At 72.3% G+C, this 21,287-nt stretch carries 20 protein-coding genes; 8 read left to right on the top strand and 12 right to left on the bottom strand.

Annotated elements, in window-relative coordinates; all coding sequences use genetic code 11:
* Positions 1-12: 12 nt before the first annotated feature.
* Positions 13-834: a lysozyme gene (locus AB0J12_RS03890; RefSeq protein WP_363262568.1), complete on the bottom strand. Its 822-nt coding sequence runs from the start codon at positions 832-834 to the stop codon at positions 13-15.
* Between the two features lie 244 nt (positions 835-1,078).
* On the opposite strand from AB0J12_RS03890, the gene AB0J12_RS03885 reads away from it, so the two are divergent.
* On the top strand, positions 1,079-1,570 hold the full coding sequence (locus tag AB0J12_RS03885) for a MarR family transcriptional regulator (protein WP_363262567.1): 492 nt from the start codon (positions 1,079-1,081) through the stop codon (positions 1,568-1,570).
* A 28-nt stretch (positions 1,571-1,598) separates the two neighbouring features.
* Here the strand turns inward: AB0J12_RS03885 and AB0J12_RS03880 are convergent, their stop codons facing one another.
* Positions 1,599-2,390: a protein phosphatase 2C domain-containing protein gene (locus AB0J12_RS03880; RefSeq protein WP_363262566.1), complete on the bottom strand. Its 792-nt coding sequence runs from the start codon at positions 2,388-2,390 to the stop codon at positions 1,599-1,601.
* Positions 2,391-2,759: 369 nt separating this feature from the next.
* Between AB0J12_RS03880 and AB0J12_RS03875 the strand changes: the two genes are divergently transcribed.
* The 5 genes from AB0J12_RS03875 to AB0J12_RS03855 are packed head-to-tail and all read left to right on the top strand — an operon-like array spanning position 2,760 to position 8,410.
* The gene (locus AB0J12_RS03875; RefSeq protein ID WP_363262565.1) at positions 2,760-5,576 is read left to right on the top strand and encodes a nitrate- and nitrite sensing domain-containing protein; all 2,817 of its coding nucleotides are present in this window, start codon (positions 2,760-2,762) and stop codon (positions 5,574-5,576) included.
* On the top strand, positions 5,573-6,079 hold the full coding sequence (locus tag AB0J12_RS03870) for a roadblock/LC7 domain-containing protein (RefSeq protein WP_363262564.1): 507 nt from the start codon (positions 5,573-5,575) through the stop codon (positions 6,077-6,079). The genes AB0J12_RS03875 and AB0J12_RS03870 overlap by 4 nt, the downstream gene beginning before the upstream one ends.
* 5 nt (positions 6,080-6,084) lie before the next feature.
* Entirely contained in the window at positions 6,085-6,498 is a 414-nt protein-coding gene (locus AB0J12_RS03865) for a DUF742 domain-containing protein (protein WP_363262744.1), read from the top strand.
* Positions 6,479-7,135 carry an ATP/GTP-binding protein gene (locus AB0J12_RS03860; RefSeq protein ID WP_363262563.1) on the top strand — a complete coding sequence of 219 codons (657 nt, stop codon included), beginning with the start codon at positions 6,479-6,481 and terminating at the stop codon, positions 7,133-7,135. The genes AB0J12_RS03865 and AB0J12_RS03860 overlap by 20 nt, the downstream gene beginning before the upstream one ends.
* Positions 7,136-7,159: 24 nt before the next feature.
* Positions 7,160-8,410: a styrene monooxygenase/indole monooxygenase family protein gene (locus tag AB0J12_RS03855; protein WP_363262562.1), complete on the top strand. Its 1,251-nt coding sequence runs from the start codon at positions 7,160-7,162 to the stop codon at positions 8,408-8,410.
* Between the two features lie 20 nt (positions 8,411-8,430).
* Here AB0J12_RS03855 and AB0J12_RS03850 read toward each other — a convergent pair whose 3' ends face one another.
* From AB0J12_RS03850 to AB0J12_RS03835, 4 genes are all read right to left on the bottom strand, one after another.
* Complete coding sequence (locus AB0J12_RS03850) at positions 8,431-9,672, bottom strand: NlpC/P60 family protein (RefSeq protein WP_363262561.1); 1,242 nt, start codon at positions 9,670-9,672, stop codon at positions 8,431-8,433.
* 103 nt (positions 9,673-9,775) lie between these two features.
* A complete protein-coding gene (locus tag AB0J12_RS03845; protein ID WP_363262560.1) occupies positions 9,776-10,105 on the bottom strand; it encodes a hypothetical protein in 330 nt (109 codons plus the stop codon).
* Between the two features lie 10 nt (positions 10,106-10,115).
* Positions 10,116-10,766: a helix-turn-helix domain-containing protein gene (locus tag AB0J12_RS03840; RefSeq protein WP_363262559.1), complete on the bottom strand. Its 651-nt coding sequence runs from the start codon at positions 10,764-10,766 to the stop codon at positions 10,116-10,118.
* 645 nt (positions 10,767-11,411) lie between these two features.
* Positions 11,412-12,350 carry a diiron oxygenase gene (locus AB0J12_RS03835; protein WP_363262558.1) on the bottom strand — a complete coding sequence of 313 codons (939 nt, stop codon included), beginning with the start codon at positions 12,348-12,350 and terminating at the stop codon, positions 11,412-11,414.
* 168 nt (positions 12,351-12,518) lie between these two features.
* Here AB0J12_RS03835 and AB0J12_RS03830 point away from each other — a divergent pair, with 168 nt between their 5' ends.
* Positions 12,519-13,634, top strand: coding sequence for a ferritin-like domain-containing protein (locus tag AB0J12_RS03830; RefSeq protein WP_363262557.1), 1,116 nt, complete (start codon positions 12,519-12,521; stop codon positions 13,632-13,634).
* 30 nt (positions 13,635-13,664) lie between these two features.
* Positions 13,665-14,507, top strand: a complete 843-nt coding sequence (locus AB0J12_RS03825) for a hypothetical protein (protein ID WP_363262556.1) — start codon at positions 13,665-13,667, stop codon at positions 14,505-14,507.
* A 1-nt stretch (position 14,508) separates the two neighbouring features.
* Here the strand turns inward: AB0J12_RS03825 and AB0J12_RS03820 are convergent, their stop codons facing one another.
* From AB0J12_RS03820 to AB0J12_RS03795, 6 genes are all read right to left on the bottom strand, one after another.
* Positions 14,509-15,030, bottom strand: coding sequence for a DUF3291 domain-containing protein (locus AB0J12_RS03820; RefSeq protein WP_363262555.1), 522 nt, complete (start codon positions 15,028-15,030; stop codon positions 14,509-14,511).
* 44 nt (positions 15,031-15,074) lie between these two features.
* Positions 15,075-16,532, bottom strand: coding sequence for a penicillin-binding transpeptidase domain-containing protein (locus AB0J12_RS03815; protein ID WP_363262554.1), 1,458 nt, complete (start codon positions 16,530-16,532; stop codon positions 15,075-15,077).
* On the bottom strand, positions 16,529-17,926 hold the full coding sequence (locus AB0J12_RS03810; RefSeq protein WP_363262553.1) for an FtsW/RodA/SpoVE family cell cycle protein: 1,398 nt from the start codon (positions 17,924-17,926) through the stop codon (positions 16,529-16,531). Before AB0J12_RS03810 ends, AB0J12_RS03815 begins: the two co-directional genes overlap by 4 nt.
* Before the next feature lie 73 nt (positions 17,927-17,999).
* Complete coding sequence (locus AB0J12_RS03805) at positions 18,000-18,623, bottom strand: SH3 domain-containing protein (RefSeq protein ID WP_363262552.1); 624 nt, start codon at positions 18,621-18,623, stop codon at positions 18,000-18,002.
* 616 nt (positions 18,624-19,239) lie between these two features.
* The gene (locus tag AB0J12_RS03800) at positions 19,240-20,496 is read right to left on the bottom strand and encodes a HAMP domain-containing sensor histidine kinase (RefSeq protein WP_363262551.1); all 1,257 of its coding nucleotides are present in this window, start codon (positions 20,494-20,496) and stop codon (positions 19,240-19,242) included.
* Positions 20,493-21,284 carry a hypothetical protein gene (locus AB0J12_RS03795; RefSeq protein ID WP_363262549.1) on the bottom strand — a complete coding sequence of 264 codons (792 nt, stop codon included), beginning with the start codon at positions 21,282-21,284 and terminating at the stop codon, positions 20,493-20,495. The genes AB0J12_RS03800 and AB0J12_RS03795 overlap by 4 nt, the downstream gene beginning before the upstream one ends.
* Positions 21,285-21,287: the final 3 nt, after the last annotated feature.

Here is a 21,287-nt window from a genome sequence, read left to right as displayed (position 1 = left end):
CGAGCGGCGATGTCAGCCGTTGGCGAGTGCCTGGAGCCGGTCGTAGGCCCCGTTGAACTTGTCGTGGTCACCGACCGTCGGGCCGGAGGAGGTGTACTGCCACATCGTGTAGTAGCCCCAGCCGGCCGGCAGTGTGCCCGGGTCGGTGGCGTACCGGGCGATCCACAGGGGGTTGGTGGTGGCGAAGCCGGCGTAGTTGCCGGTGCACTGGGTCCACCAGCTGGTCGCCGTGTAGATCATGGCGTCGCGGCCCGTACGGGCCTTGTACTGGTTCAGGAAGTCGCGGATCCAGGTGACCATCCCGCTCTGTGTCTTGCCGTAGCAGGCGGCGCCGTAGGGGTTCCACTCGATGTCGAGGGCGCCGGGGAGGGTCTTGCCGTCGCGGGACCAGCCGCCGCCGTGGTCGACGAAGTAGTTGGCCTGGGTGGCGCCGCTGGTGGTGTCGGGTGTCGCGAAGTGGTACGAGCCGCGGATCATGCCGACGTTGTACGAGCCGTTGTACTGCTGCGCGAAGTAGGGGTTCGTGTAGTACGTCCCCTCGGTGGCCTTGACGTAGGACCACTGCACGCCGCTGCTCCACAGGGTGGACCAGGCGACGTTGCCCTGGTGGGCGGAGACGTCGACGCCTTCCGTCTGGGTGGCGTCACCGGTGCTGGGCGTGCCGCTCTGGCCGTCGTGGGCCAGGACGCCCATGCCCATGTAGGCGGAGCCGCGGGCGGGGACGTCGGCACTTCGGGCGGACGCGGGCAGGGCGAGGGAGAGGACCGCGAGGCCGGCTGCCGCGAGGGGGGCGAGCAGGCGGCGGCGTGCAAAACCGGGTCTGTGCACGGGCATGACGTGCCTCCGAAGGCGTCGGTGGGGAACGCTGGACGACGTGCTGCACAGGTTGGCCCGATAACCACTGGCGTGGGCATGCCAGTAAGGGCCTGGTAAAAGAAGCTACGCACGTAGACCGTACGGAGGGAAGGGGTCCGAACGCTGCCGTTGGTCTAGCCCTGCGAAATACTGACCAAGCTGCGGCGATGGCGGGCGCCTGGCGGAAACTTTCAGGATCGGGAAACCGGATCAGGGGACTGACGTGCACGAGGACGCGAACGGCGCGGAGCATCGGGGCGAACCCGGGACGTCGCCGAGTGGTGTGGACCAGGAGTTCCTGGCGCTGGAACGCGAGCTGACGGTCTTCCTGCGCCGGGCCCGCGCCAGCCAGGGGGAGATGGCCCGCGAGGTCCACCCGGACCTGGAGTCGGCCGCCTACGGCCTGCTGGTCCGGCTGGACGAGTGCGGTCGGCAGCGCGCCACCGAACTGGCCGCCTACATCGGCATCGGCAAGGCCACCATGTCCCGCCAGCTCAGGGCCCTGGAGGAGCTCGGCCTGGTGGCCCGCGAACCGGACCCGGCCGACGGCCGCGCCTGGCTGGTCCACCTCACGGAGGAGGGTCACCGCCGGGTCGGCAGCGTCCGTGACGCCCGCCGCGCCCGCTACGTCAGCAAGCTCGCCCACTGGAACCGCCGCGAGGTGGCGGAACTGGCCCGGCTGCTGAACCAGTTGAACCGGGGGATGGAGAAGTGACGGGCCTGCCCCAGGGCGCTCCCGTGCCTCACAGCTCCGCGTAGACCACCGTCGCGTCGTCGTGGGTCTTGCTGCCGCCCAGGTGGGTGCGCGCGTGTGCGTCCGTGCGTTCCAGGGAACGGACGCGCGCGACCAGGGCCTGGGCGCCCTCCTTCTGGATCAGCCCGAGGCAGTCCGCCCAGTCGCCCTCGCGGAACGTCTCCACCCAGCGCGTCGCCCCGTCCGTCAGCGCGGCCAGCGCGGTCACCTCTTCGCGCGGCAGGGAGCCGGTGACCGCGCGGTCCGCCACCGAGGGGTCGGCCGCCGCCGTGAAGAAGCCGCCCTCCTTGTTGCGCAGGTGCGCGTCGATCATCTCGTCCGTGGCCAGCGCGGCGCGCGGCAGCCGGGCCAGCCGGTCGTCCAGAACCGCCGTGACCGTGCCGTGCGGAGACTGCACCAGCAGCGCTGAATCGGACAGCACCAGGTACTCGACGGACCGTGCGGACCAGCGGGCCAGGACCACGGTTGCCTGCGGGGTGCGCGGGTGAGAAAGGTCACAGGTTCCCGCGTGTGCGGCGGAGGTACGCGCGATGGCGCGGGCGAGGGCCTCGGCCAGGGGAACATCCGGGAGCGAAACGGTCAGTTCGGTCAGCGCTCCGCCGAGCCGTGCCGTGTACCAGGGGACCGAATGCAGACATCCCGTGCCGCTCTCCCGGGGCGGGGTCACCCCGTCCAGGGCGACGAGCGACGCGCCCTGTCCGGAGGCGGGTACTCCGATGCCGGCGAAGTCCTCGTTGGGGCGAAGCGGGTCGCCGGGTTCCGAGACGAGTTCCGTACGCATCCGGCCAGTCTGCACCAGCCCTTCACATGCTCGGCGAACGGCCTGCAAGCGTCGCGGGTTCGTCGTGCCGGCGCGGCCACGACGTCGGTTTTGGGGTGGAATGCTTCACTCCGCCAAGGCGTGGCGGCGAATCCTGCCAAAGCGCGCCGCCGACGTCCAACCGGCCCGCCGCGCAAGGCCACTGCACGCGCCAGAGGAACTTGCCCGCCAACTCTCTCCCGATGTTCACTCCTTCGGGTGGCGGGGCAGGTGATGCCCGCCCGCTGCCCACCGGCACTGGGAGGGTCGGGAACCGTACCGGACGTGCGCGCCGATTGACGGGGCGTCATCCGGTCCCATGGCTATACGAGTACAGGAATGCGAGCACCGGTGCAGAAGACGCGGCCTCGGCGCACAGGCAGGCAGTCGGCCCCCGAGGGTGGCGCCCAGCCCCCCGTCGTAGGCAAGGGCCGACCCACCCACGTACGCAATCGGCTGATCGTCGCCGTGGCGGTGGTGGCGGCCGCCATCGCGGGCGCGGGCGCGCCGTCCGTCATCGCAGCCTCCGGGCAGCTGAAGGACACCCAGGACCTGGTCACCCTCGCCGGGCAGACCCAGGAGGCGCTGACCCTCGCCCACGCCCTCGCCGACGAACGTGACGACGTCACCTCGTACGTCGCGGCCGGCCGGCCCAAGTCCAAGGCGCCCGACGAGCAGCGCAGCGCACGCGTCGACCGGCAGGTCGAGGAACTGCGCGCCGACACCGACCTGCCCGCCGCCCTGCGCACCGACCTCGACGGCATCGCCGCGGTCCGCCGCGCCGCGCTCACCGGACAGAGCAGCGCGCTCGAGGCCCACCAGGCGTACTCGGCCGCGATCACCGAGCTGCACCGGCTCACCGAGCAGCTCGCCCAGCAGAGCCCGCCGCGCGCGGGCTCCGGCGCCTACGCCCTCGCCGAGCTGGACTCCGCCGTCCAGCAGGCCGCCGCCACCCGCGGCCTGCTGCTCGCCGCGCTGAACGCTCCCGGCGGCACGCAGAGCACCATCGACCCGGTCACCGGCCTGCCCCGGACCGGCTCCGGCTCCTCCTCGTCCGCGGCCAAGCAGCGCGACGCGCTCACCGCCGCCGCCCAGCAGGCCCGGCTGCGCTCCGACGCCGCCCTCGCCGACTTCCACGAGTCGGCACCCCGGCAGGCGGTGACGTCGTACGACTCCACCGTCACCGGACCGGAGACCACCACCGCCGAGAAGTACCTCGCCCGCCTCACCGACCAGCCCGCGCTGGACGACGACGAGCTCGACACCAGCACCCGCAAGCTCGACGCGGCCCTGTCCGCGCGGATCGAGCTGATGCGCGGCGCGGAGTCCGCGCTCTACCAGCACCGCACCCAGGCGCTGGAGCAGCTGCGCGACGACGATGTCACCGCGCTGGAGATCCGTGTCGCGATCCTCGGCGCGCTGATCCTGCTCGCCGTCGGCATCGCCACCGCCATGGCCCGCAGCCTGACCCGCCCGCTGTCGGCGCTGCGGCGCGGCTCCGCCCGGCTGGCCGAGGCCGAGGACCCGGTCACCCAGGAACCGGTGAAGTTCACCGGCCGCAACGACGAGTTCGCCCAGGTCGTCCGCTCCGTCAACGCCCTGCACGCGCACGCCGTCACCCTCGCCGAGCGGGTCGGCACGCTGGAGTCCGACCGCAAGCACCTGGTCGGCCAGCGGCAGAAGATGGCCGACGCCCGCGAGGAACTGCGCGCCGAACTCGCCGAGTCCGCGGCCCAGCTCGACCGGCTGCGCACCAGCATCGGCTCCACCTTCGTCAACCTCGCCCTGCGCACGCTCGGCCTGGTCGAGCGTCAGCTCGCCGTCATCGAGGGCCTGGAGGAGCGCGAGCAGGATCCGGAGCGCCTGGCCACCCTGTTCAAGCTGGACCACTTCGCCACGGTCATGCGCCGGCACAGCGAGAACCTCCTCGTCCTCGCCGGCACCGAGCACGTCCAGCAGCACGCGGGTCCCGTCCCGCTGGTCGACGTGGTCCGCGCGGCGGTCAGCGAGATCGAGCGCTACGAACGCGTCCGTATCGCGGCCCTCCCGCCGCATGCGCACGTGGCCGGATTCGCCGCCGACGACCTCTCCCACCTGCTGGCCGAACTCATGGAGAACGCCACCGCGTTCTCCCCGCCCGACATGCCCGTCGAGGTCTCCGGCTGGCTGCTGGAGAACGGCGAGGTCATGCTCTCCGTCCAGGACGAGGGCATCGGCATGACGGGCGAGCGGATGGAGCGGCTCAACGCCCGCCTCACCGCCTTCGACCCGAACACGCCGTACGACCAGGAGGGCGAGGAGGGCCTCGGGCTCGGCCTCTACGTCGTCGCCCGTCTCGCCCACCGGCACGGGGTGCGGGTGCAGCTGCGCGAGCAGAAGCAGGGCGGTACGGCCGCGGTCGTCGTCCTGCCGCAGTCGCTGCTGGCCGCCGCCCCGCCGGCCGCGGTCGCCCCGCCCGCGCACTCCGCGAGCACCACCCAGACCTTCTCCCTGCCGGGCGCCGACGCCGAGGCCAACTCCAACGTCCTGCACAGCCGCTCGAGTGACGGCGACCGCCTGGTCGCCCTCGCGGAGAAGGCGGTACGGGAACGGGAGCAGGCGGAGGTGGAGGCCCGGGAGCCCGAGCCCGAGCAGCCCACGGCGGAGCAGCCGGCGCAGACCGGGGAGCCGGCGGCGGCCGAGGAAGCCGTATCGCGGCCCGCGCCGCCGGCGGAGTCCCCGGCCGAGATGACGATGGAGCTGCTGATCCCGTCCCCGAAGGCGGAGGAAGCGGCCCCCGAGCCCGCGCCCGAGCCCGCCACGGTGCCGGCGCCCACCCACGAGGCCGCGGCCGCCGACGCTGACCAGCCGGCCGAGGCCGAGGCAGAGGCGGAGCACCAGCGCACCGCGGACGAGGAAGACGAGTACACCGCGAAGGGCCTCCCCAAGCGCACCCCCAAGATCACCGCCCCCGCCCAGGCGGAGCGCCCCCGCACCAAGTCCGTGGACGCCGAAGCCCTGCGTCGGCGGCTCGGCGGCTTCCGCCAGGGCGCCACCGCCGGCTACCGCGACGCCCGGGCGGAGATCGCCGAGCAGACCGGCCAGACCAGGACACCCGCGGCACAGCCCGCGGAGCGCCGACCCACACAAGACGCCACGGGGGGCACAGTCGAGGAGGCAAGCAGTTGACCGCGCCCAGTACCTTCGGTCTGAGCAGTGAAGCCCGCAACCTGCACTGGCTGTTGAGCAACCTCGTCGAGGAGGTCCCCGGCATCGTCTCGGTCGCCGTGGTCTCCTCCGACGGTCTGCTGCTGCTCTCCTCCGACCAGGACCGCAACCTCGAGGCCGGGCAGGCCCAGCAGGCCATCCTGCCCGCCGGCCCCCGCGGCTCCGCCGCCGACCTCGCCACCATCGTCTCCGGCATCGGCAGCCTCACCATCGGCGCGGCCAAGCTGATGGACGGCGGCGCGGTGAAGCACACGATGGTCGCCATGGAGGAAGGCAGCCTGTTCGTGATGTCGATCAGCGACGGCTCGCTGCTCGGCGTGCACGGCTCCGCGGACTGCGACATGAGCGTCGTGGCGTACCACATGGCCCTGTTCGTGGGCCGCGCCGGCCATGTCCTGACCCCCGAACTCCGCAGTGAGCTACGCAAATCCCTGGAGTCCTCCTCGATGGGGAGCGAGCGATGAGCAGCATGTCCCACGCCGCGAAGGGCCAGTTGCCGGTCCGCGGCGGCGACCGCAAACCGGCCCGTGTGCGCCCCTACTCGCTCACCGGCGGCCGTACCCGCTTCGGTCACGTCCTGCTCGTCGAGACGTTCGTGGCCGCACTGGAGGCCCCGGAGGAGCGCAAGGAGCTGACGAACGGTAGTCTCGCCACCCGCGTGATGCCGGAGATGCGGGCCATCGTCGAACTGTGCCGCCGTATGCGCACGGTGGCCGAGATCGCCGCGCTGCTGAAGATGCCGCTCGGCGTGGTCCGCGTCCTGCTGAGCGACCTCGCGGACCAGGGAAAGATCCGCGTGTACGGAACGGGCACCGGCCACGGCACGGGCCGGCCGGACCGCGCGCTGCTGGAAAGGGTGCTGAGTGGACTCCGTCGTCTCTGACGCCGCTCGTGGCGTCTCCCCGTTCGCCGAGGCGGCCCGTGTCGCCCAGCCCGACGAGGATGTGAAGTCCTGGCAGACGGACCGCACCCGCGCCCCCATCGCCACGAAGATCGTCGTGGCGGGCGGCTTCGGTGTCGGCAAGACCACCCTGGTCACGTCCGTCTCGGAGATCACGCCTCTGCAGACCGAGGCGCTGATGACCGAGGCCAGCCAGGAGACCGACGACCTCACGGCCACGCCGGGCAAGCTGACCACCACCGTCGCCATGGACTTCGGCCGGATCACGCTCGACGACGACCTGGTGCTGTACCTGTTCGGTACGCCGGGTCAGCAGCGGTTCTGGTTCATGTGGGACGACCTGGTGCGCGGTGCGATCGGCGCCGTCGTACTGGCCGACACCCGTCGGCTGAAGGACTGCTTCCCCGCGCTGGACTACTTCGAGAGCTGCGGGCTGCCGTACGTCGTCGCGGTCAACCACTTCGACGGAACCGAGCTGTTCGAGCCCGAGGACGTGCGTGAGGCCCTCACGATTCCTCCGCACATACCTGTCATGATCATGGATGCGCGGCGCCGCATCTCGGTGATCGAGACGCTCCTCGCCCTCGTGGCCCACGCGCTCGAGGAAACCCCCGAGTAGTTCCACCTAGGAGAGACATTCCGCATGCGGAAGATACTCGTCGTAGGGGCCGGACAGTCCGGCCTCCAGCTCGCCCTCGGCCTGCAGGCGCACGGCTACGAGGTCACCCTGATGTCGAACCGGACCGCGGACGAGATCCGCTCCGGCCGGGTCATGTCGACGCAGTGCATGTTCCACACGGCACTGCAGCACGAGCGTGAGCTCCAGCTGAACTTCTGGGAGTCCCAGGCCCCGAAGATCCAAGGACTCGGCGTCTCGGTGGCGGCCCCCGGCTCCTGGGCCGAGGGCCCGGCCGCCCGCGCCATCGACTGGGTGGGCCGGCTCGACGGGTATGCGCAGTCCGTGGACCAGCGCGTGAAGATGGCCGGCTGGATGGAGACGTTCGCGCAGCGCGGCGGCCAGCTGGTCATCCACGGAGCGGCGGTCTCCGACCTCGACTACTTCTCCCGCGCCTACGACCTCGTCCTGGTCTCCGCCGGCAAGGGCGAACTGGTGTCGATGTTCGAACGGGACGCCTCCCGCTCCCCGTACAGCGAGCCCCAGCGCGCGCTGGCCGTGGCCTACGTGCACGGCCTCGGCCCGCGCCCGGAGCACCCGGAGTTCGACGCGGTCCGCTGCAACCTGGTGCCCGGCGTCGGCGAGCTGTTCATCATGCCGACGTACACCACCTCCGGCCGCGCCGACATCCTGTTCTGGGAGGGCATACCCGGCGGCCCGCTCGACGTCTTCAAGGGCGTCAAGGACCCGGCAAAGCACCTCTCCCTGACCCTGGAACTCATGGAGCGGTACACCCCCTGGGAGTACGCGCGGGCCACGAAGGTCGAGCTGACCGACGCGGGCGGCACACTGGCCGGCCGCTACGCCCCGACCGTGCGCAAGCCGATCGGGCACCTGCCCGGCGGCGGCGCGGTCCTCGGCGTCGCCGACGTGGTCGTCGCCAACGACCCGATCACCGGGCAGGGCTCCAACTCGGCGTCCAAGTGCGCGGCCGCCTACCTGGCCGCCATCCTCGAGCACGGCGACAAGCCGTTCGACGAGGACTGGATGCAGCAGGCGTTCGACCGCTACTGGCAGACGGCGCAGCACGTCGTGAAGTGGACCAACGCGATGCTGGCGCCCCCGCCGGAGCACGTGCTGAACCTCATCGGCGCGGCCGGCCAGCTCCAGCCGGCGGCCGACCGGTTCGCGAACGCGTTCAACGACCCGGCCGACTTCGAGAACTTCTTCTACGAGCCGGAGAAGACGGCGGCGTATCTCGGTTCGCTGGCGGGTTAGGGCCGTTCCGTTTCAGCCTGTCAGAGGGCGGTCGGCTTCTCCGGGGGGCGGAGCACCGGGTTCCTCGGGGCCGGGGGTGCCTGCTCCTTGGGGGCCGGGCGTGCCGGGTTCGCCGGGAGCGGGCTTGCCGGGTCCGTGGGGAGCGGGCGTGCCGGGGTCTTCGGGTCCGGGCGTACCGCTCCCAGGATCGGGTGGGCCGCGATCGGGGAGAGTTTGATCTCCTCGCCGGTGCGCGGCGCCTCGATCACCCTCCCACCGCCCACATACATCGCCACGTGCGTGGCCTGCGGGAAGTAGACCACCAGGTCCCCGGGGCGCAGCCCGCGCAGCGGGACGTGCCGCAGCCGCGCCCACTGCTCCTGGCTGGTGCGCGGGATCGGCGTACCGGCGGCCTGCCAGGCCTGCGAGGTCAGGCCGGAGCAGTCGTACGACGTCGGGCCCTCGGCGCCCCACGCGTACGGCTTGCCGATCTGCCGCTCGGCGTACCGGACGGCCCGCTCGCCCCCGGTGGACGACGGCTTGTCGTCGCCGTCCAGCGCGCCGGAGGCGACCAGGCTGCGCTGCGCCTCGGCGGTGCCGGTGCGCTCCAGCGCGGTCAGGGCGGTCAGCTGGTCGGCGGTGAGCGAGGCCAGCAGCCGTTCGACGTCGGACAGGCGGCGGCGGACGTCGTCGCGCTGCTTCTTCTGCCGCTCGATGAGCGTCAGCTGCTGGTCGAGGGCGGTACGGGCGCGGCGGGCGAGGTCCGCGGCCTGGCGTTCGCTGCCGGTGAGGCGGCCGATGGTCTCGGCGCGCTCGCGTGCCAGCCGGCCGATCACATGGCCTTCGTCGAGGGCGTGCTCGGGGTCGGACGTGAGCAGCAGGCGCAGGTACGGGGAGAGGTCGCTGCTGTTCTGGTACTGCTGCCGGGCGAGCCGGCCGGCGGCGCCGCGGCCGGCGTGCAGCGACAGCCGGGCCTTGGCCAGCGCGGTGTCCAGCCGGGCCAACTCGGCGCGCTTTTTCCTCAGTGCCTCCTCGGTGGCGTTGTAGGCCTCGGTGGCCTGTTCCGCCTGCTGGTACAGCGTCTGAAGCTGCGTCAGGAGGGTGGGCAGGGACTTCGGGGTGTCCGCGGGTGCCTCTTGGGGTGCGTCCGCGGGTGGTTGCCGTTGCGCGTCCGCGGGCGGTTGCTGTGCGGGGTCGGGTACGGCTGCGGCATGAGTGGGTGCGAGCGCTAGTTGCGCCGCCGCCATCGTCGTACCGACGAGACGCAGCAGCTTTCCTGACACGTCATCACCTCCGGTGCGGGGCAGCCCCTCTGCCTCGCACCGTGAGCTTGGGACGGGTCGGCGAGGTGCGCGCGCCGGGCGTGCGCGGACCGGCGCAAGGGTGTCACTCGTGCGGGTCGTGCGGGTTGCCGTCCGGCGTGGCGTCTGGCGTGCGGTGGGGCCGGGGGGCGGGCTTCGACCACGGCCAGCGCAGGCGGCCGGTGGTGGTGTCGCCCGTGGGGTCGAAGGCGTACTTCCAGCCCTGGGTCAGGCCCAGGCGCTTGCTGTGCCCGCGGGGGACCCGGCGGTAGACCAGCACGGTGGGCGGGCCGCCGGCGGCGTCCGGGACCGGGATGCGGTACGTCTTCGGGGGGTGGCCGGTGGGGCCGACGAGCACGGGGAGGACCCGGCCGTCCATGGGGCCGCCCTCGAAGGGGGTGTCTTCGCTCTTCACGCCACCAGTGTCAGACATCGCCGGAGAGCGCGGCGAGCACGTCGGCGGTCTGCGGGTCGCGGCCCGCGGTCACGCCGAGGGCGGCGACGAACTGCTCCACGAGCCAGTCACGCAGTTCGGCGGCGGGGGGCTGCTTGTCGTCGTCGAGCCACATGAGGGAGGCCGCTTCTACGGCGGTGATCCACATGCGCACGGTCATGCGCAGGCGGGGGCCGGGGGTGCGCACGCCGAGGTGGCTGTAGATGTGGTCGGCGGCGGCGCGGCGGACTCCGTCCACGATGGCGGTGGTGCGGGACGTCTCGACGACGCTGCCGCCCTGGAGGAGGGCGCTGAAGCCGGCGTCGTGCTCGTCGACGAAGGCGAGGTAGCGGTCGAGGGCGCGGGAGAGGCGGGTCAGGCGCGGGCCGGTGCGCGGTTCGTCGAAGCAGAGCTGGAGCTGGTCGGCGGCGGAGCGGAGGGCTGCCTCGTAGAGCTGCTGCTTGCCGCCGGGGAAGTAGCGGTAGACCAGGGGGCGGGAGACTCCGGCGGCTTCTGCCACGTCGTCCAAGGACACCTCCTCCGGGGCCCGGTGCGCGAACAGCGACAGGGCGGCGGTGAGCAGCTGACTGCGGCGTTCCTCGACGCTCAGGCGGCGGTAGGCGGGGGTGGCGGAGGGGGTCATGCTTCGCAGCGTAGTCGCGTCCGCGTGGGGGTGGGGGTGGGTGGTCTTTCGGGTGCGGGGTGTGTTGTGGCTGGTCGCGGGTGCGTGCGGCGCGTGGCCGGTTTTTGGTCTGCGGGTGCGTGGGGGCTGGTCGTGGTTGCCTGCGGCGGTCTGTGCGGGGTGCGTTGTGGCTGGTCGCGCAGTTCCCCGCGCCCCTTTTTGTGCCTGCGGCGGCCCGTTGCGGTGTGTGGGTGGCTGGTGTCGCGCCTTCGGTGCGATGTGGGTCGGGGCCGGGGTGGGGGGTGTCCGTCCTCGGTCCGGCCGCCCGTTTCCGACGGGGGCGCTGTTGCCCGGTGCCGGCCGCTGCGGGCGGACACCCCCCACCCCGGCCCCTTCCCGCCGTCGGCGGGTGTCGGCCGTCGTCGCTCCCTGCCCCGCTGCGGGCCGCCGCGCGTGCGCGCGCAGCAGCGGGCGGCCGCCCTGCCGGTATAGCTGCGGGCAGTCGTGCCGCTGGGGCGGCACGGGTGGGCTGGGGGTCCCCCCTGCTCGAAGAGCTTGGGGGAGGCGCCCCGCCGGCGCCGGTGAGCGCACCCACCGGCCAGTGTCACTGCAGCGGCATCAGGAACCGCCGGGCGCGCAGCCCACCTCGTACCGCGGGACGCGGCGTTACGCCAGCAATCCCGAGGACTTCCACAGGCGGCGGCCGACTCCGCGGAGGACTCCGATGTCGTCCAGGAAGTCCGTCAGGCGTTTCGCGCCCGTCTGCATGACTTCGCGTCGGTGTCCGCTCGCCTTGACCTGCGCCAGGGCCTCCCGCTTGTCCAGGCCCACGTTCGTGTAGACGTCGGGGTTGATGAAGGCGATGGAGAAGACACGGGCGAACTCACCGGAGGTGACCCGTGTGAACTCCTGCGACCACTTCGGCGCCGTCAGCATCTGGCGGCGCAGTTCCTCGCGGGCGTAGCGCACATGGCGGGCCTCCTCCACGACGTGGATCCGCGTCACGCCGCGGATGAGGGGCTGGACCCGCTCGTCCGGGAAGGTCAGCCGCTGCATCCAGTCCAGGACCTCCTCGCCGAGCAGCGTCGCCGTGAAGGACCCCGGTGTGGTGGAGATCGTCTTGAACAGGCGGCCCAGGTTCTGGTGCGTGCGGCTGACCGGGTACCACGGGGTGCCGCCGCGGGAGATCACGCGCGCGAACATCTTCGAGTGCCGGCACTCGTCCTCGATCTCGGTGAGGGCGTACCGCACGTGCGCGCTGGTCGCCGCCTTGTCGTAGATGTGGCGGACGAGCAGCTGCATCAGGATCAGTTCGAACCAGATGCCGAGCGAGGCCAGCGCCGCGGCCTCGTGCTGGGAGAGCGCGATCCGCTGCTCCTCGCTCATCCGCTTCCACAGCGGTGTGTCGTACAGCGACACCAGCTCCGGCGGCCAGAACCACTTGCCCTCCTCGAAGGGCGCGTCCCAGTCCAGCTCCTTGTCCGGGTCGAAGGAGTGCTTCGCGGAGGAGGCGAGGAGGCGTTCGGCCACCTGTTCGCGGTCCTTGAGCAGGCCGAGCGCGTCGCGCAGGCCGTCCAGCGCCTCGGCTTCCGTCAGGGTCGTCATGGCAGATCCACCTCGTCGTACGGGGGCGTGGCGGAGTTACCCGCCGGTCACGTTCTCTTATGAGACTGCCTGTCAGCAAGCTCGTCAATCCCCCGTGCAGCAACTCGTGCTCGCGGTGTGCCGAGGAACTCGTTGACCCCGCGTCCACCCCGTGTGAGCCTGCCGTGCATGCCGACCTTCGACCTGTACGCCGACGATCCGGGCGCCTCGCACTGGGAGGTGCCCGCTTCCGGCGCGGCCCGCTTCGGCTGGGAGTACGACGACGGCCGCGACCGCCTGCTCGCCCTGTACCAGAAGGGCAAGGACAAGCAGTGGGACGGGGCCAAGCGCATCGACTGGGATCTGGAGGTCGACCCCTACGACCCGCTCGGGACGCCGGACGAGGCGATGTCCGTGTACGGCAGCCGGCACTGGGCGAAGATGTCCGACCGGGACCGCAGTGAGCTGCGGCGGCACTACGCCTCCTGGCAGTTCAGCCAGTTCCTGCACGGCGAGCAGGGCGCCATGATCTGCGCCGCGCGGATCGTGGAGTCGGCGCCGGACATGGACGCCAAGTTCTACTCCGCCACCCAGACCATGGACGAGGCCCGGCACGCCGAGATCTACGGCCGCTTCCTGCACGAGAAGATCGGGCTCGTCTATCCGATCAACGACAATCTGCAGGCGCTGCTGGGGGACACGCTGCGCGACAGCCGATGGGACATGCCGTACCTGGGCATGCAGGTGCTCATCGAAGGGCTCGCGCTGGCCGCCTTCGGGATGATCCGGGACACGACCGACAAGCCGCTGCCCAAGCAGATCCTCGCGTACGTGATGCAGGACGAGGCGCGGCACGTCGCCTTCGGGCGTATGGCGCTGCGTGACTACTACCGGCAGCTCACCGACGCCGAACTGCGCGAGCGCGAGGAGTTCGTCATCGAGGGCTGTCATCTGATGCGCGACCGGCTGCGGGGGACGGAGGTCCTGGAGAACTTCGGCATCCCCAAGGCCGAGGCCGAGCAGCTCAGTGAGAACTCGGAGTTCCTGCGCCTGTTCCGCAAGCTGCTGTTCAGCCGGATCGTGCCGTGCGTGAAGGACATCGGGCTGTGGGGCAAGCGCCTGCAGCAGGCGTATGTCGACCTGGGCGTCCTGGAGTTGGGCGACTCCGACCTGGACCTGCTCATGAACCAGGACGAGGAGATCGCCGAGCGGCTCGACGCCGAGCGCTTCGCGGCAGAGGAGAGGGAGCGGGTCGCGGAGGTGAGCGCGGCGATCCAGGAAGGGGAGGGGGCCGTCGAGGCCTGACGCCTCACCCTTGTGGAGTACCGTTCTGGCGTGTCCACGCCTCCCGGTAATCCTTACGGTCAGCAGCCCCAAAGCCCCTACGGCCAGAACCCGTACGGCCAGAATCCCTACGGCGCGCAGCAGCCCCAGGGCCAGTACGGGCAGCCTCCGGCCGCGGGCGGACAGCCGCCCTACGGCGCCTACGGCCAGCAGCCCCCCGGCCCCTACCCGCCGCAGCCGCAGGGCTGGGGCGCGCCGCCGCCGAAGAAGCGGCGCGGGCTCGTGATCGGCATCGTCGGCGGTGTCGTCGCCCTGATCGTGGTGGTCGTGGCCGCGCTGGCGCTGGTCGGCTCCAAGGGCGGTGGCTTCCCCGAGGCAAAGAACAAGCTCGTGCTGTCCAAGACGCTGCTGAACGGGCGCTACACGCTCAGCCAGGACCTGTCCGATTCCGAGGGAAAGAAGATCGAGGACGAGGCCGACGGCTCCTGGGACGCCAAGGACACCCACGCCGTCGTCGGCCAGTACTCCCTCGGCGGCGACCAGACCAAGGGCACCCTGGTGGTCTCCGGCATGTACGGGCGGTTCAAGCACCCCGACCAGGCCCGCGGCAACATGATGAAGGGCGCCGGCGAGGGTCAGGCCAAGGTCGTCGTGCCCCCGAAGGACTTCCACCCCGACAGCTCCGGGATCACGGTGACCTGCGAGGTCCTCACCCAGGTCCAGATGGGCACCACGCTGACCGTGCCGATGTGCGGTTGGGTCGACGACAACACCGGTGCCTCCATCGCCGAGATCACCGCCGAGACCATGACGCAGGACCCGCAGCAGGTCGACCTGGAGGCCGCCGCGAAGACCGCGCTCCAGGTCCGCACCGAACTTCTCAAGCCGGTCTGACCTACACCGGGCACTCCAGGTCCTCGGCGCTCACGCCCCGCGCAGGCGAGTCGCCGAGGACCGGCTCCGCGTGCTGCGCCGGGAACGAGGTGCGCAGCGTGAAGGCGTACGGCGTCGGGCCGTGGGCGCGCAGATGCAGCAGCCGGGCTTCCGCCTCGGCGACCGTCGGACGGTGCCCCGCCGGCACCCACCACAGCGTCACCATCGCCTCCCGCACCCGCTCGAACCACTCGCGGCGCCGGGACAGCAACTCCCGGTGGCGGCCCTGGTACATGAACGCCGTCAGCGCGTTGGAGTCCCGCCACACCGACATGTTGATGATCAGCCACTCGTCACCGAAGACGGCGATGTCGGTGGCGTCACCGCTCTCGCTCTGCAGCCGCCACACGAAGCCGTCCGCCGCGTCGGCGTCGGCGTTGACGGGATCGAGACCGTCGACGAAGTCCTTCAACTCCGGTGAGTCCAGCGGGAAGAGGAGGCGCGCGATGTTGACCTGGGCGAGTTCGTACGCGGCGTCAGTCATGACCGAACGGTAGGTCGGGCGTCCGCCTCGCAAAAAGCCCCGTCTCACGAACTGAGCACCGCCTGCATCACCGCACGGGCGATCGGCGCCGCCGTACCGCCGCCGCTGATCTCGCCGCGCACCGCGGAGCCGTCCTCCACCACCACGGCGACCGCGACCCGCGCCTCCATGTCCCGCTCGTCCTGCGCCCACGAGACGAACCAGGCGTACGGCGTCCCGGAGTTGCCGAGTCCGTGCTGCGCGGTGCCGGTCTTGCCGCCCACGACCGCGCCGGGGATCGCCGCGTTGGTGCCGGTGCCCTCGCGCACCACGCCCTCCATCAGCTTGCGCAGCTTCGCCGCCGTCGAGGGGAGCATCGCCTGCCGCGTCGGACGCGGGCCCGCCGTGGTGACCGTCGCACCGCCGCGCCGCGTGGTGCGCTCCACCAGATACGGCGTACGCAGCCGGCCCCCGTTGGCGACCGCCGCCGCGACCATCGCCATCTGCAGCGGCGTGGCCCGCGTGTTGTACTGACCGATCGACGACAGCGCCAGCTGCGCCTGGTCCACGCTCGTGTCGAAGGTGCTGGGCGCCACGGAGAACGGGATGCGCAGCCGCTTGTCGTTGAAGCCGAAGGACTGCGCCGTGCGCACCATCCGCGAGGCCCCGACGTCCACGCCGAGCTTCGCGAACACCGTGTTGCAGGACCACTCGAAGGCGTCCCGCAGCGATGCGTCCCGGCAGCCGTCGCCCTCGTTCGTCAGCAGGGTCGTCGTCCCCGGCAGCCGGTAGGGGTCCGGGGAGACGGTCGGCTCGTCCAGGTCCCTGATCACGCCCGCGTCCAGCGCCGTCGCCGCGGTGACCACCTTGAAGGTGGAGCCCGGCGGATACGTCTGCCGCACGGCCCGATTCAGCATCGGCTTGTCCGCATCGGCGTTCAGCCGCGCCCAGGCGCGGGCCGCCTGCGGACCGTTCCCGGACAGCACACCGGGGTCGTACGACGGAGACGTCACCAGCGCCAGGATGCGCCCCGTCGCCGGTTCGATCGCCGCCACCGCTCCCTTGCGCCCGCCCAGCCCCTCGTACGCCGCCCGCTGCGCCTGCGGGTCGAGGGTGGTCACCACGTCGCCGCCCGGGTCGCGGGCCCGGGTGAGGTCGCCCACCAGCGGCAGCGACGCCAGCAGCGGGTCGGTGCCGGCCAGCACGCCGTCCTCGGTGTGCTCCAGCAGGGTCGTACCGTACTCCTGCGAGGAGAACCCGGTGACGGGCGCGTACAACGGGCCGTCGGTGTAGGCGCGTTCATAGCGCAGCTGCTCGCCGGTGTCCCGGGAGCCGGTGACCGGCCGGCCGCCGACCATGATGTCGCCGCGGGGCTGGGCGTAACGGGCGATGGTGTGGCGGCGGTTGGCCGGATTGTCGTCGTAGCCGCCCGCGACGACGAGCTGGACGCGGGCGGCGTTGACCAGCAGGGCGACCAGCAGCAGGGCGCAGAAGGCGGCGGAGTGGCGGATCGTGCGGGTCATGGCGCCTCCGGGGCGGGCCGGCTCGTGGCGGACGACGGCCCCGTGGCGCCGGGCCGGCGGGCCGAGTCGCTGACCCGGATGAGCAGGGCGAGGATGGCCCAGTTGGTGACGACGGAGGAGCCGCCCTGCGCGAGGAACGGCATCGCCATCCCGGTCAGCGGGATCAGCCCGGTCACCCCGCCGGCGATGACGAACACCTGCAGCGCGACGATCGAGGCGAGTCCGACGGCGAGCAGCCGCCCGAAGGGGTCCCGCAGCGCCAGCCCGGCCCGGTACCCGCGCTCCACGAGCAGGCCGTAGAGCAGGAAGATGGCGGACAGCCCGGCGAGCCCCAGCTCCTCCCCGGCGGTGGCGAGGATGAAGTCGGACTTGGTGGCGAACCCGATGAGGACGGAGTGCCCGAGGCCGAGCCCCGTGCCGAGCACCCCGCCGGCCGCGAACGCGAACAGCGACTGGGCGAGCTGGTTGGCGCCCTGCCCGGCCTCGATGGAGGCGAACGGATGCAGCCAGTCCTCGATCCGCGCGTGCACATGCGGCTCCAGATGCCCCACGGCGACGGCCCCCAGCGCCGCGAGCACCAGCCCGACGGCGATCCACCCCGACCGCCCGGTGGCGACGTAGAGAAGGACGACGAACAACCCGAAGAACAGCAGCGAGGTCCCGAGATCCCGCTCCAGCACCAGCACCCCCACGCTCACCAGCCACACGGCGACGATCGGCCCGAGGACCCGCCCGGTCGGCAGCTGCATCCGCCACACCCGCCGTCCCGCGTACGTCAGCGCGGTGCGGTTGGCGGCGAGATACGCGGCGAAGAACACCGCCAGCAGCACCTTGGCGAACTCCCCGGGCTGGATGGAGAACCCGGCGATCCGGATCCAGATCCGGGCCCCGTTCACGGCGGGGAAGAGGATCGGCAGCGTCAGCAGCGCGAGCGCGGCGGCCACGCACACATAGGCGTAGCGCTGCAGCATCCGGTGATCGCGGAGCATGGCGACCACGACGATGAAGAACGCCACCCCGAGCGTCGACCACACCAGCTGCGTGGGCGCCGCCCGGTCACCCGGCGTCTCCAGATCGAGCCGGTAGATGAGCACCAGCCCGAGCCCGTTGAGCAGGACGCCGATCGGCAGCAGCAGCGGATCGGCGTACCGCGCCCGCAGCCGGACCATGACATGCGCCAGCAGCGCGAGAACGCCGAGCCCGGCGCCGTAGCCGGCGGCGCCGGGCGGCACGGCACCGGTGCGGGCCAGCCCCACCACGCAGTAGCCGCACACCGACAACAGGACGGCGACGACGATGAGGGCGAGTTCGACACCACGGCGCCGGGGCAGCGGGACCGGGGGAGCGGGGGTGTCCGCCACTGCCACGGTGATTCCGGTTCCGGCCTTCGTCATGTCCGGAACTTACCCAAACAGGGCGACTTGCGCCGCGCCTGGAGGGCGAGAGGGTGAGGGCGTGTCAGCGACGTCAGCACCAGCGGGGCGAGGACCCGAGGACCTGGATGTAGCGGGCGGAACCCCAGGCCCAGGTGCCGTCCGTCAGCAGGTACCACAGCCGGTTGCCCTCGACGCTCTGGCCGCGGGTCTGGCAGTAGATGGAGACGATCTCACCGCGGTGCGCGGTACGGATCACCTGGCTGCCCCGTTCGGGCGCGCTGCGCAGCAGCAGCGTCCCGGCGGTCACCCGCCCCCGGGCAAGCCGCGACTCGTGCCCGCCGCCGCCCTGCTGCCAGCTTCCACCGTCCCCGCCTTCGCCTCCCTGCTGCTGCGAGTTCCCGTCGTTGCCGCCGCCTTCGCCTCCCTGCTGCTGCGAGTTTCCGCCGTTGCCGCCGCCGTCCCCGCCCTGCTGCTGCCAGTTCCCGCCGTTGCCGCCGCCTTCGCCGCCCTGCTGCTGCGAGTTCCCGTCGTTGCCGCCGCCGTCCCCGCCCTGCTGCTGCCAGCTTCCGCCGTCACCGCCGCCCTGACTGGACGCGGAGGGGTCGTCCTGCCCCCACCCGTCATCGGCGAAGGCGGGCGTACCGGCAACGGCACTGACGAACACGACGGTGGCAGCGGCTATGGCGAACCGAGCGGGACGGGGGCGATGAGACATGGGGTACCTCCACGAGGAAACCTGAGGGGTCAAAACCTGACTAACCGCCACGTTAGGAGGGTGGGGAGGGGGGTGCGCGAAATGCTGGGCCATCGGGAGGGGGGTGGGGGCGGAGGGAGGGGAGGGAAGAGGGGGGGCGGGGAGGGGGGAGGGCTGGGGGCGGGGACGGGGCAGCGACGGGGGTGCGCTGGGGGTGGAGTGTCGGGGACGGGGCGGCGACCGGGGCGACCGGGGGGAGGGCGGAGTGTCGACGGGGTGCGCCGGTGAGGGCGCATCAGGGCAGGTGAGCGGTGTTGGTGTGTGCGCTGGAGGCCGAGCACCGGTCGGGGTGCAGGGGGCACAGCCCCCGCCGGGGTCAAGGGGCGGAGCCCCTGGTGGGGTCCGGGGCGGAGCCCCGCGGGGGTGCTTCCTGGCCGACCGAGTCGGGCGGGTCGGCGAACCCCCTGGGGTGCAGGGGGCGAAGCCCCCGCCGGGGTCAAGGGGCGGAGCTCCTGGTGGGGTCCGGGGCGGAGCCCCGCGGCGTGGCCTCCTGGCCGACCGAGTCGGGTGGGCAGGTGGGCAAACACCCCCCCCGCGGCCCGGGGCGAAGCCCCGCGTCGGCACCTCTCGCGCAACGTCACCCCACAACCGGCGGAGCCCAAGGCAGGGACAGCGTCGCCAACGCCCCACCCCCCACCGCGTTCGCGAACGTCAGCCGCGCGCCCAGCGCCTCCGCCTGCCCGAGCGCGATCGTCAGCCCCAGCCCGTGCCCCTTCGCACCACCCTCCGTGCGGAACCGCTGCGGCCCGTGCGCGACGAGGTACTCCGGATAGCCGTCCCCGTGATCCCGCACGGTCACCACCGGCCCGTCCACCGTCACCACCACCGGCCCCTTCCCGTGCCGGTGCGCGTTGGACACCAGGTTCCCCAGCACCCGCTCCAGCCGCCGCCGGTCCGTCTCCACGCGCGTGTCCCGCACGACCCGGACCTCCGTCTGCGTCCCCGACGCCCGCACCACCCGCTCGGCCAGTGCGCCCAGCTCCTCGCTGTCCACCTCCAGCCGCTCCCGCCCGGTGTCCAGCCGCGAGATCTCCAGCAGGTCCTCCGTGAGGGTGCGCAACGCGGCCACCCGGTCGCGCACCAGCTCCGTCGGCCGCCCCGGAGGCAACAGCTCCGCCGCCGCGTGCAGCCCCGTCAGCGGCGTCCGCAGCTCATGCGCCACATCCGCCGTGAACCGCTGCTCCGCCAGTAGCTTGCCCTGCAACGACGAGGCCATGGAGTCCAGCGCGGAGGCGACCGCCGCGACCTCGTCCTGCGGCCGTGACGGGTCCCCGGCCCGTGGGTCGTCCACCCGCGCGTCCAGGTCCCCGGCGCTGATCCGCCGCGCCACCCGCGCCGTGGCGTGCAGCCGCCGTGTCACCCGGCTCACCGCGAACGCCCCCACCAGCACGGTCGCCCCGATCGCCAGCGCCGACGACCACAGGATCGCCCCGTCCAGCCCCTGAATCGTGCGGGCCTGCTGCGCGTAGTCCACGCGTACGGCCAGCGCGTGCCCGCCCTCCACCGGCCCCGCCGCCCACATCGCCGGCTCCCCGCGGTGCTCGCCGACCATCGTGCCCCGCTCCCCGGACGCCGCCAGCGTCCGCAGCCGCGCGGGCAGGTCGGGGGGATCGACCCCGGCGCTGGGCAGCAGTGTGTCCCCGGCCTCGAAGGCCTGGGTGGCGTCCGCGAGCCGGGCCAGCGCCAGGTCGCGGGCCTGGCCGACGGTCTGGTTCGTCACCTGCACGTGCACCAGTACGCCGAGCAGAGCGGCCAGCGCACAGCACATCACCGTGATGAAGGCGGCCGCCCGCACCGCCAGCGCCCCGGACCACTGCGGCAGCACGGACCTCATCGCTCACCTGCCGACCCGGAGGCCGACGGCGAAGCGGACCCCGAGGCCGAGGGTGACGGCGCCGGCGACGAGGAGGGTTTCCGTGCCGGATGCCCCGGGCGCACCCCGCTTCCCGTGCGCACCATCTCGTCATGGGTGAGCAGCATCGCCTTCTGGTCCGGGTCCCAGGTCCACTCCAGCCGGTACTCGTAGCGCGCCAGATCGGACGGCGAGCTGAGCACGAGGGAACGCCCGGCCACCTCGACGGCGCTCACGGCGTCCTCCCATTTCATGATCTGCACCAGCCGGTGCCGGTCGACGGTGTACACCCGTACGGCCGTCATCGGCCCGGGCAGCAGCCGGAACCCGAGGGCCAGATCGTCGTGCCCGTCCCCGGTCAGATCCCGGTAGTACGGCTTGAGCACCGGGCACCGGCCCCGCTCGGGCCCCTGCCCGCAGGCGTCGCGCACCAGACGGGCCGTGTCGGGGAACGTCTCCCCGCTCTTGCCTCCGGCCTTGTACCGGTCGGGGTGCGCCGCGATCTCCGCGCGCACGATCTCCGCCGGATCGACCTTGCGGAGATCGTCGCCGGGCACGGACACGCCCTTGACGACCTCCCGCTCGACCTCGTCGATGTCGTACGCCGGAGAGGACGCCGGCGTCAGCTTCGGCCACAGCCGGGCCGGGCTGACCGCGACCTGCGTGGGCCCGGCGCCCGCCAGCGACCCGGTGTCACCGCAGGCGGTCAGGGCAGCCCCCAGCACGACGGTCAGGACGGCGAGCAGGGCACGCGGGCGGCGAGGGGGCACGGG

This window comes from Streptomyces sp. NPDC049915 (assembly GCF_040656475.1).
In the GTDB taxonomy this organism is placed as follows: Bacteria; Actinomycetota; Actinomycetes; order Streptomycetales; family Streptomycetaceae; genus Streptomyces.
Note: the sequence above shows the minus strand (reverse complement) of the source record. Positions and strands in the feature narration are given on the sequence as shown.

Excerpts from the sequence above, each read along its gene's own strand:
- AB0J12_RS03890 (WP_363262568.1), bottom strand. The coding sequence starts at position 834 with ATGCCCGTGCACAGACCCGGTTTTGCACGCCGCCGCCTGCTCGCCCCC.
- AB0J12_RS03880 (WP_363262566.1), bottom strand. The coding sequence starts at position 2,390 with ATGCGTACGGAACTCGTCTCGGAACCCGGCGACCCGCTTCGCCCCAAC.
- AB0J12_RS03865 (WP_363262744.1), top strand. The coding sequence starts at position 6,085 with ATGTCCCACGCCGCGAAGGGCCAGTTGCCGGTCCGCGGCGGCGACCGC.
- AB0J12_RS03855 (WP_363262562.1), top strand. The coding sequence starts at position 7,160 with ATGCGGAAGATACTCGTCGTAGGGGCCGGACAGTCCGGCCTCCAGCTC.
- AB0J12_RS03840 (WP_363262559.1), bottom strand. The coding sequence starts at position 10,766 with ATGACCCCCTCCGCCACCCCCGCCTACCGCCGCCTGAGCGTCGAGGAA.
- AB0J12_RS03835 (WP_363262558.1), bottom strand. The coding sequence starts at position 12,350 with ATGACGACCCTGACGGAAGCCGAGGCGCTGGACGGCCTGCGCGACGCG.
- AB0J12_RS03830 (WP_363262557.1), top strand. The coding sequence starts at position 12,519 with ATGCCGACCTTCGACCTGTACGCCGACGATCCGGGCGCCTCGCACTGG.
- AB0J12_RS03820 (WP_363262555.1), bottom strand. The coding sequence starts at position 15,030 with ATGACTGACGCCGCGTACGAACTCGCCCAGGTCAACATCGCGCGCCTC.
- AB0J12_RS03815 (WP_363262554.1), bottom strand. The coding sequence starts at position 16,532 with ATGACCCGCACGATCCGCCACTCCGCCGCCTTCTGCGCCCTGCTGCTG.
- AB0J12_RS03810 (WP_363262553.1), bottom strand. The coding sequence starts at position 17,926 with ATGACGAAGGCCGGAACCGGAATCACCGTGGCAGTGGCGGACACCCCC.
- AB0J12_RS03805 (WP_363262552.1), bottom strand. The coding sequence starts at position 18,623 with ATGTCTCATCGCCCCCGTCCCGCTCGGTTCGCCATAGCCGCTGCCACC.
- AB0J12_RS03800 (WP_363262551.1), bottom strand. The coding sequence starts at position 20,496 with ATGAGGTCCGTGCTGCCGCAGTGGTCCGGGGCGCTGGCGGTGCGGGCG.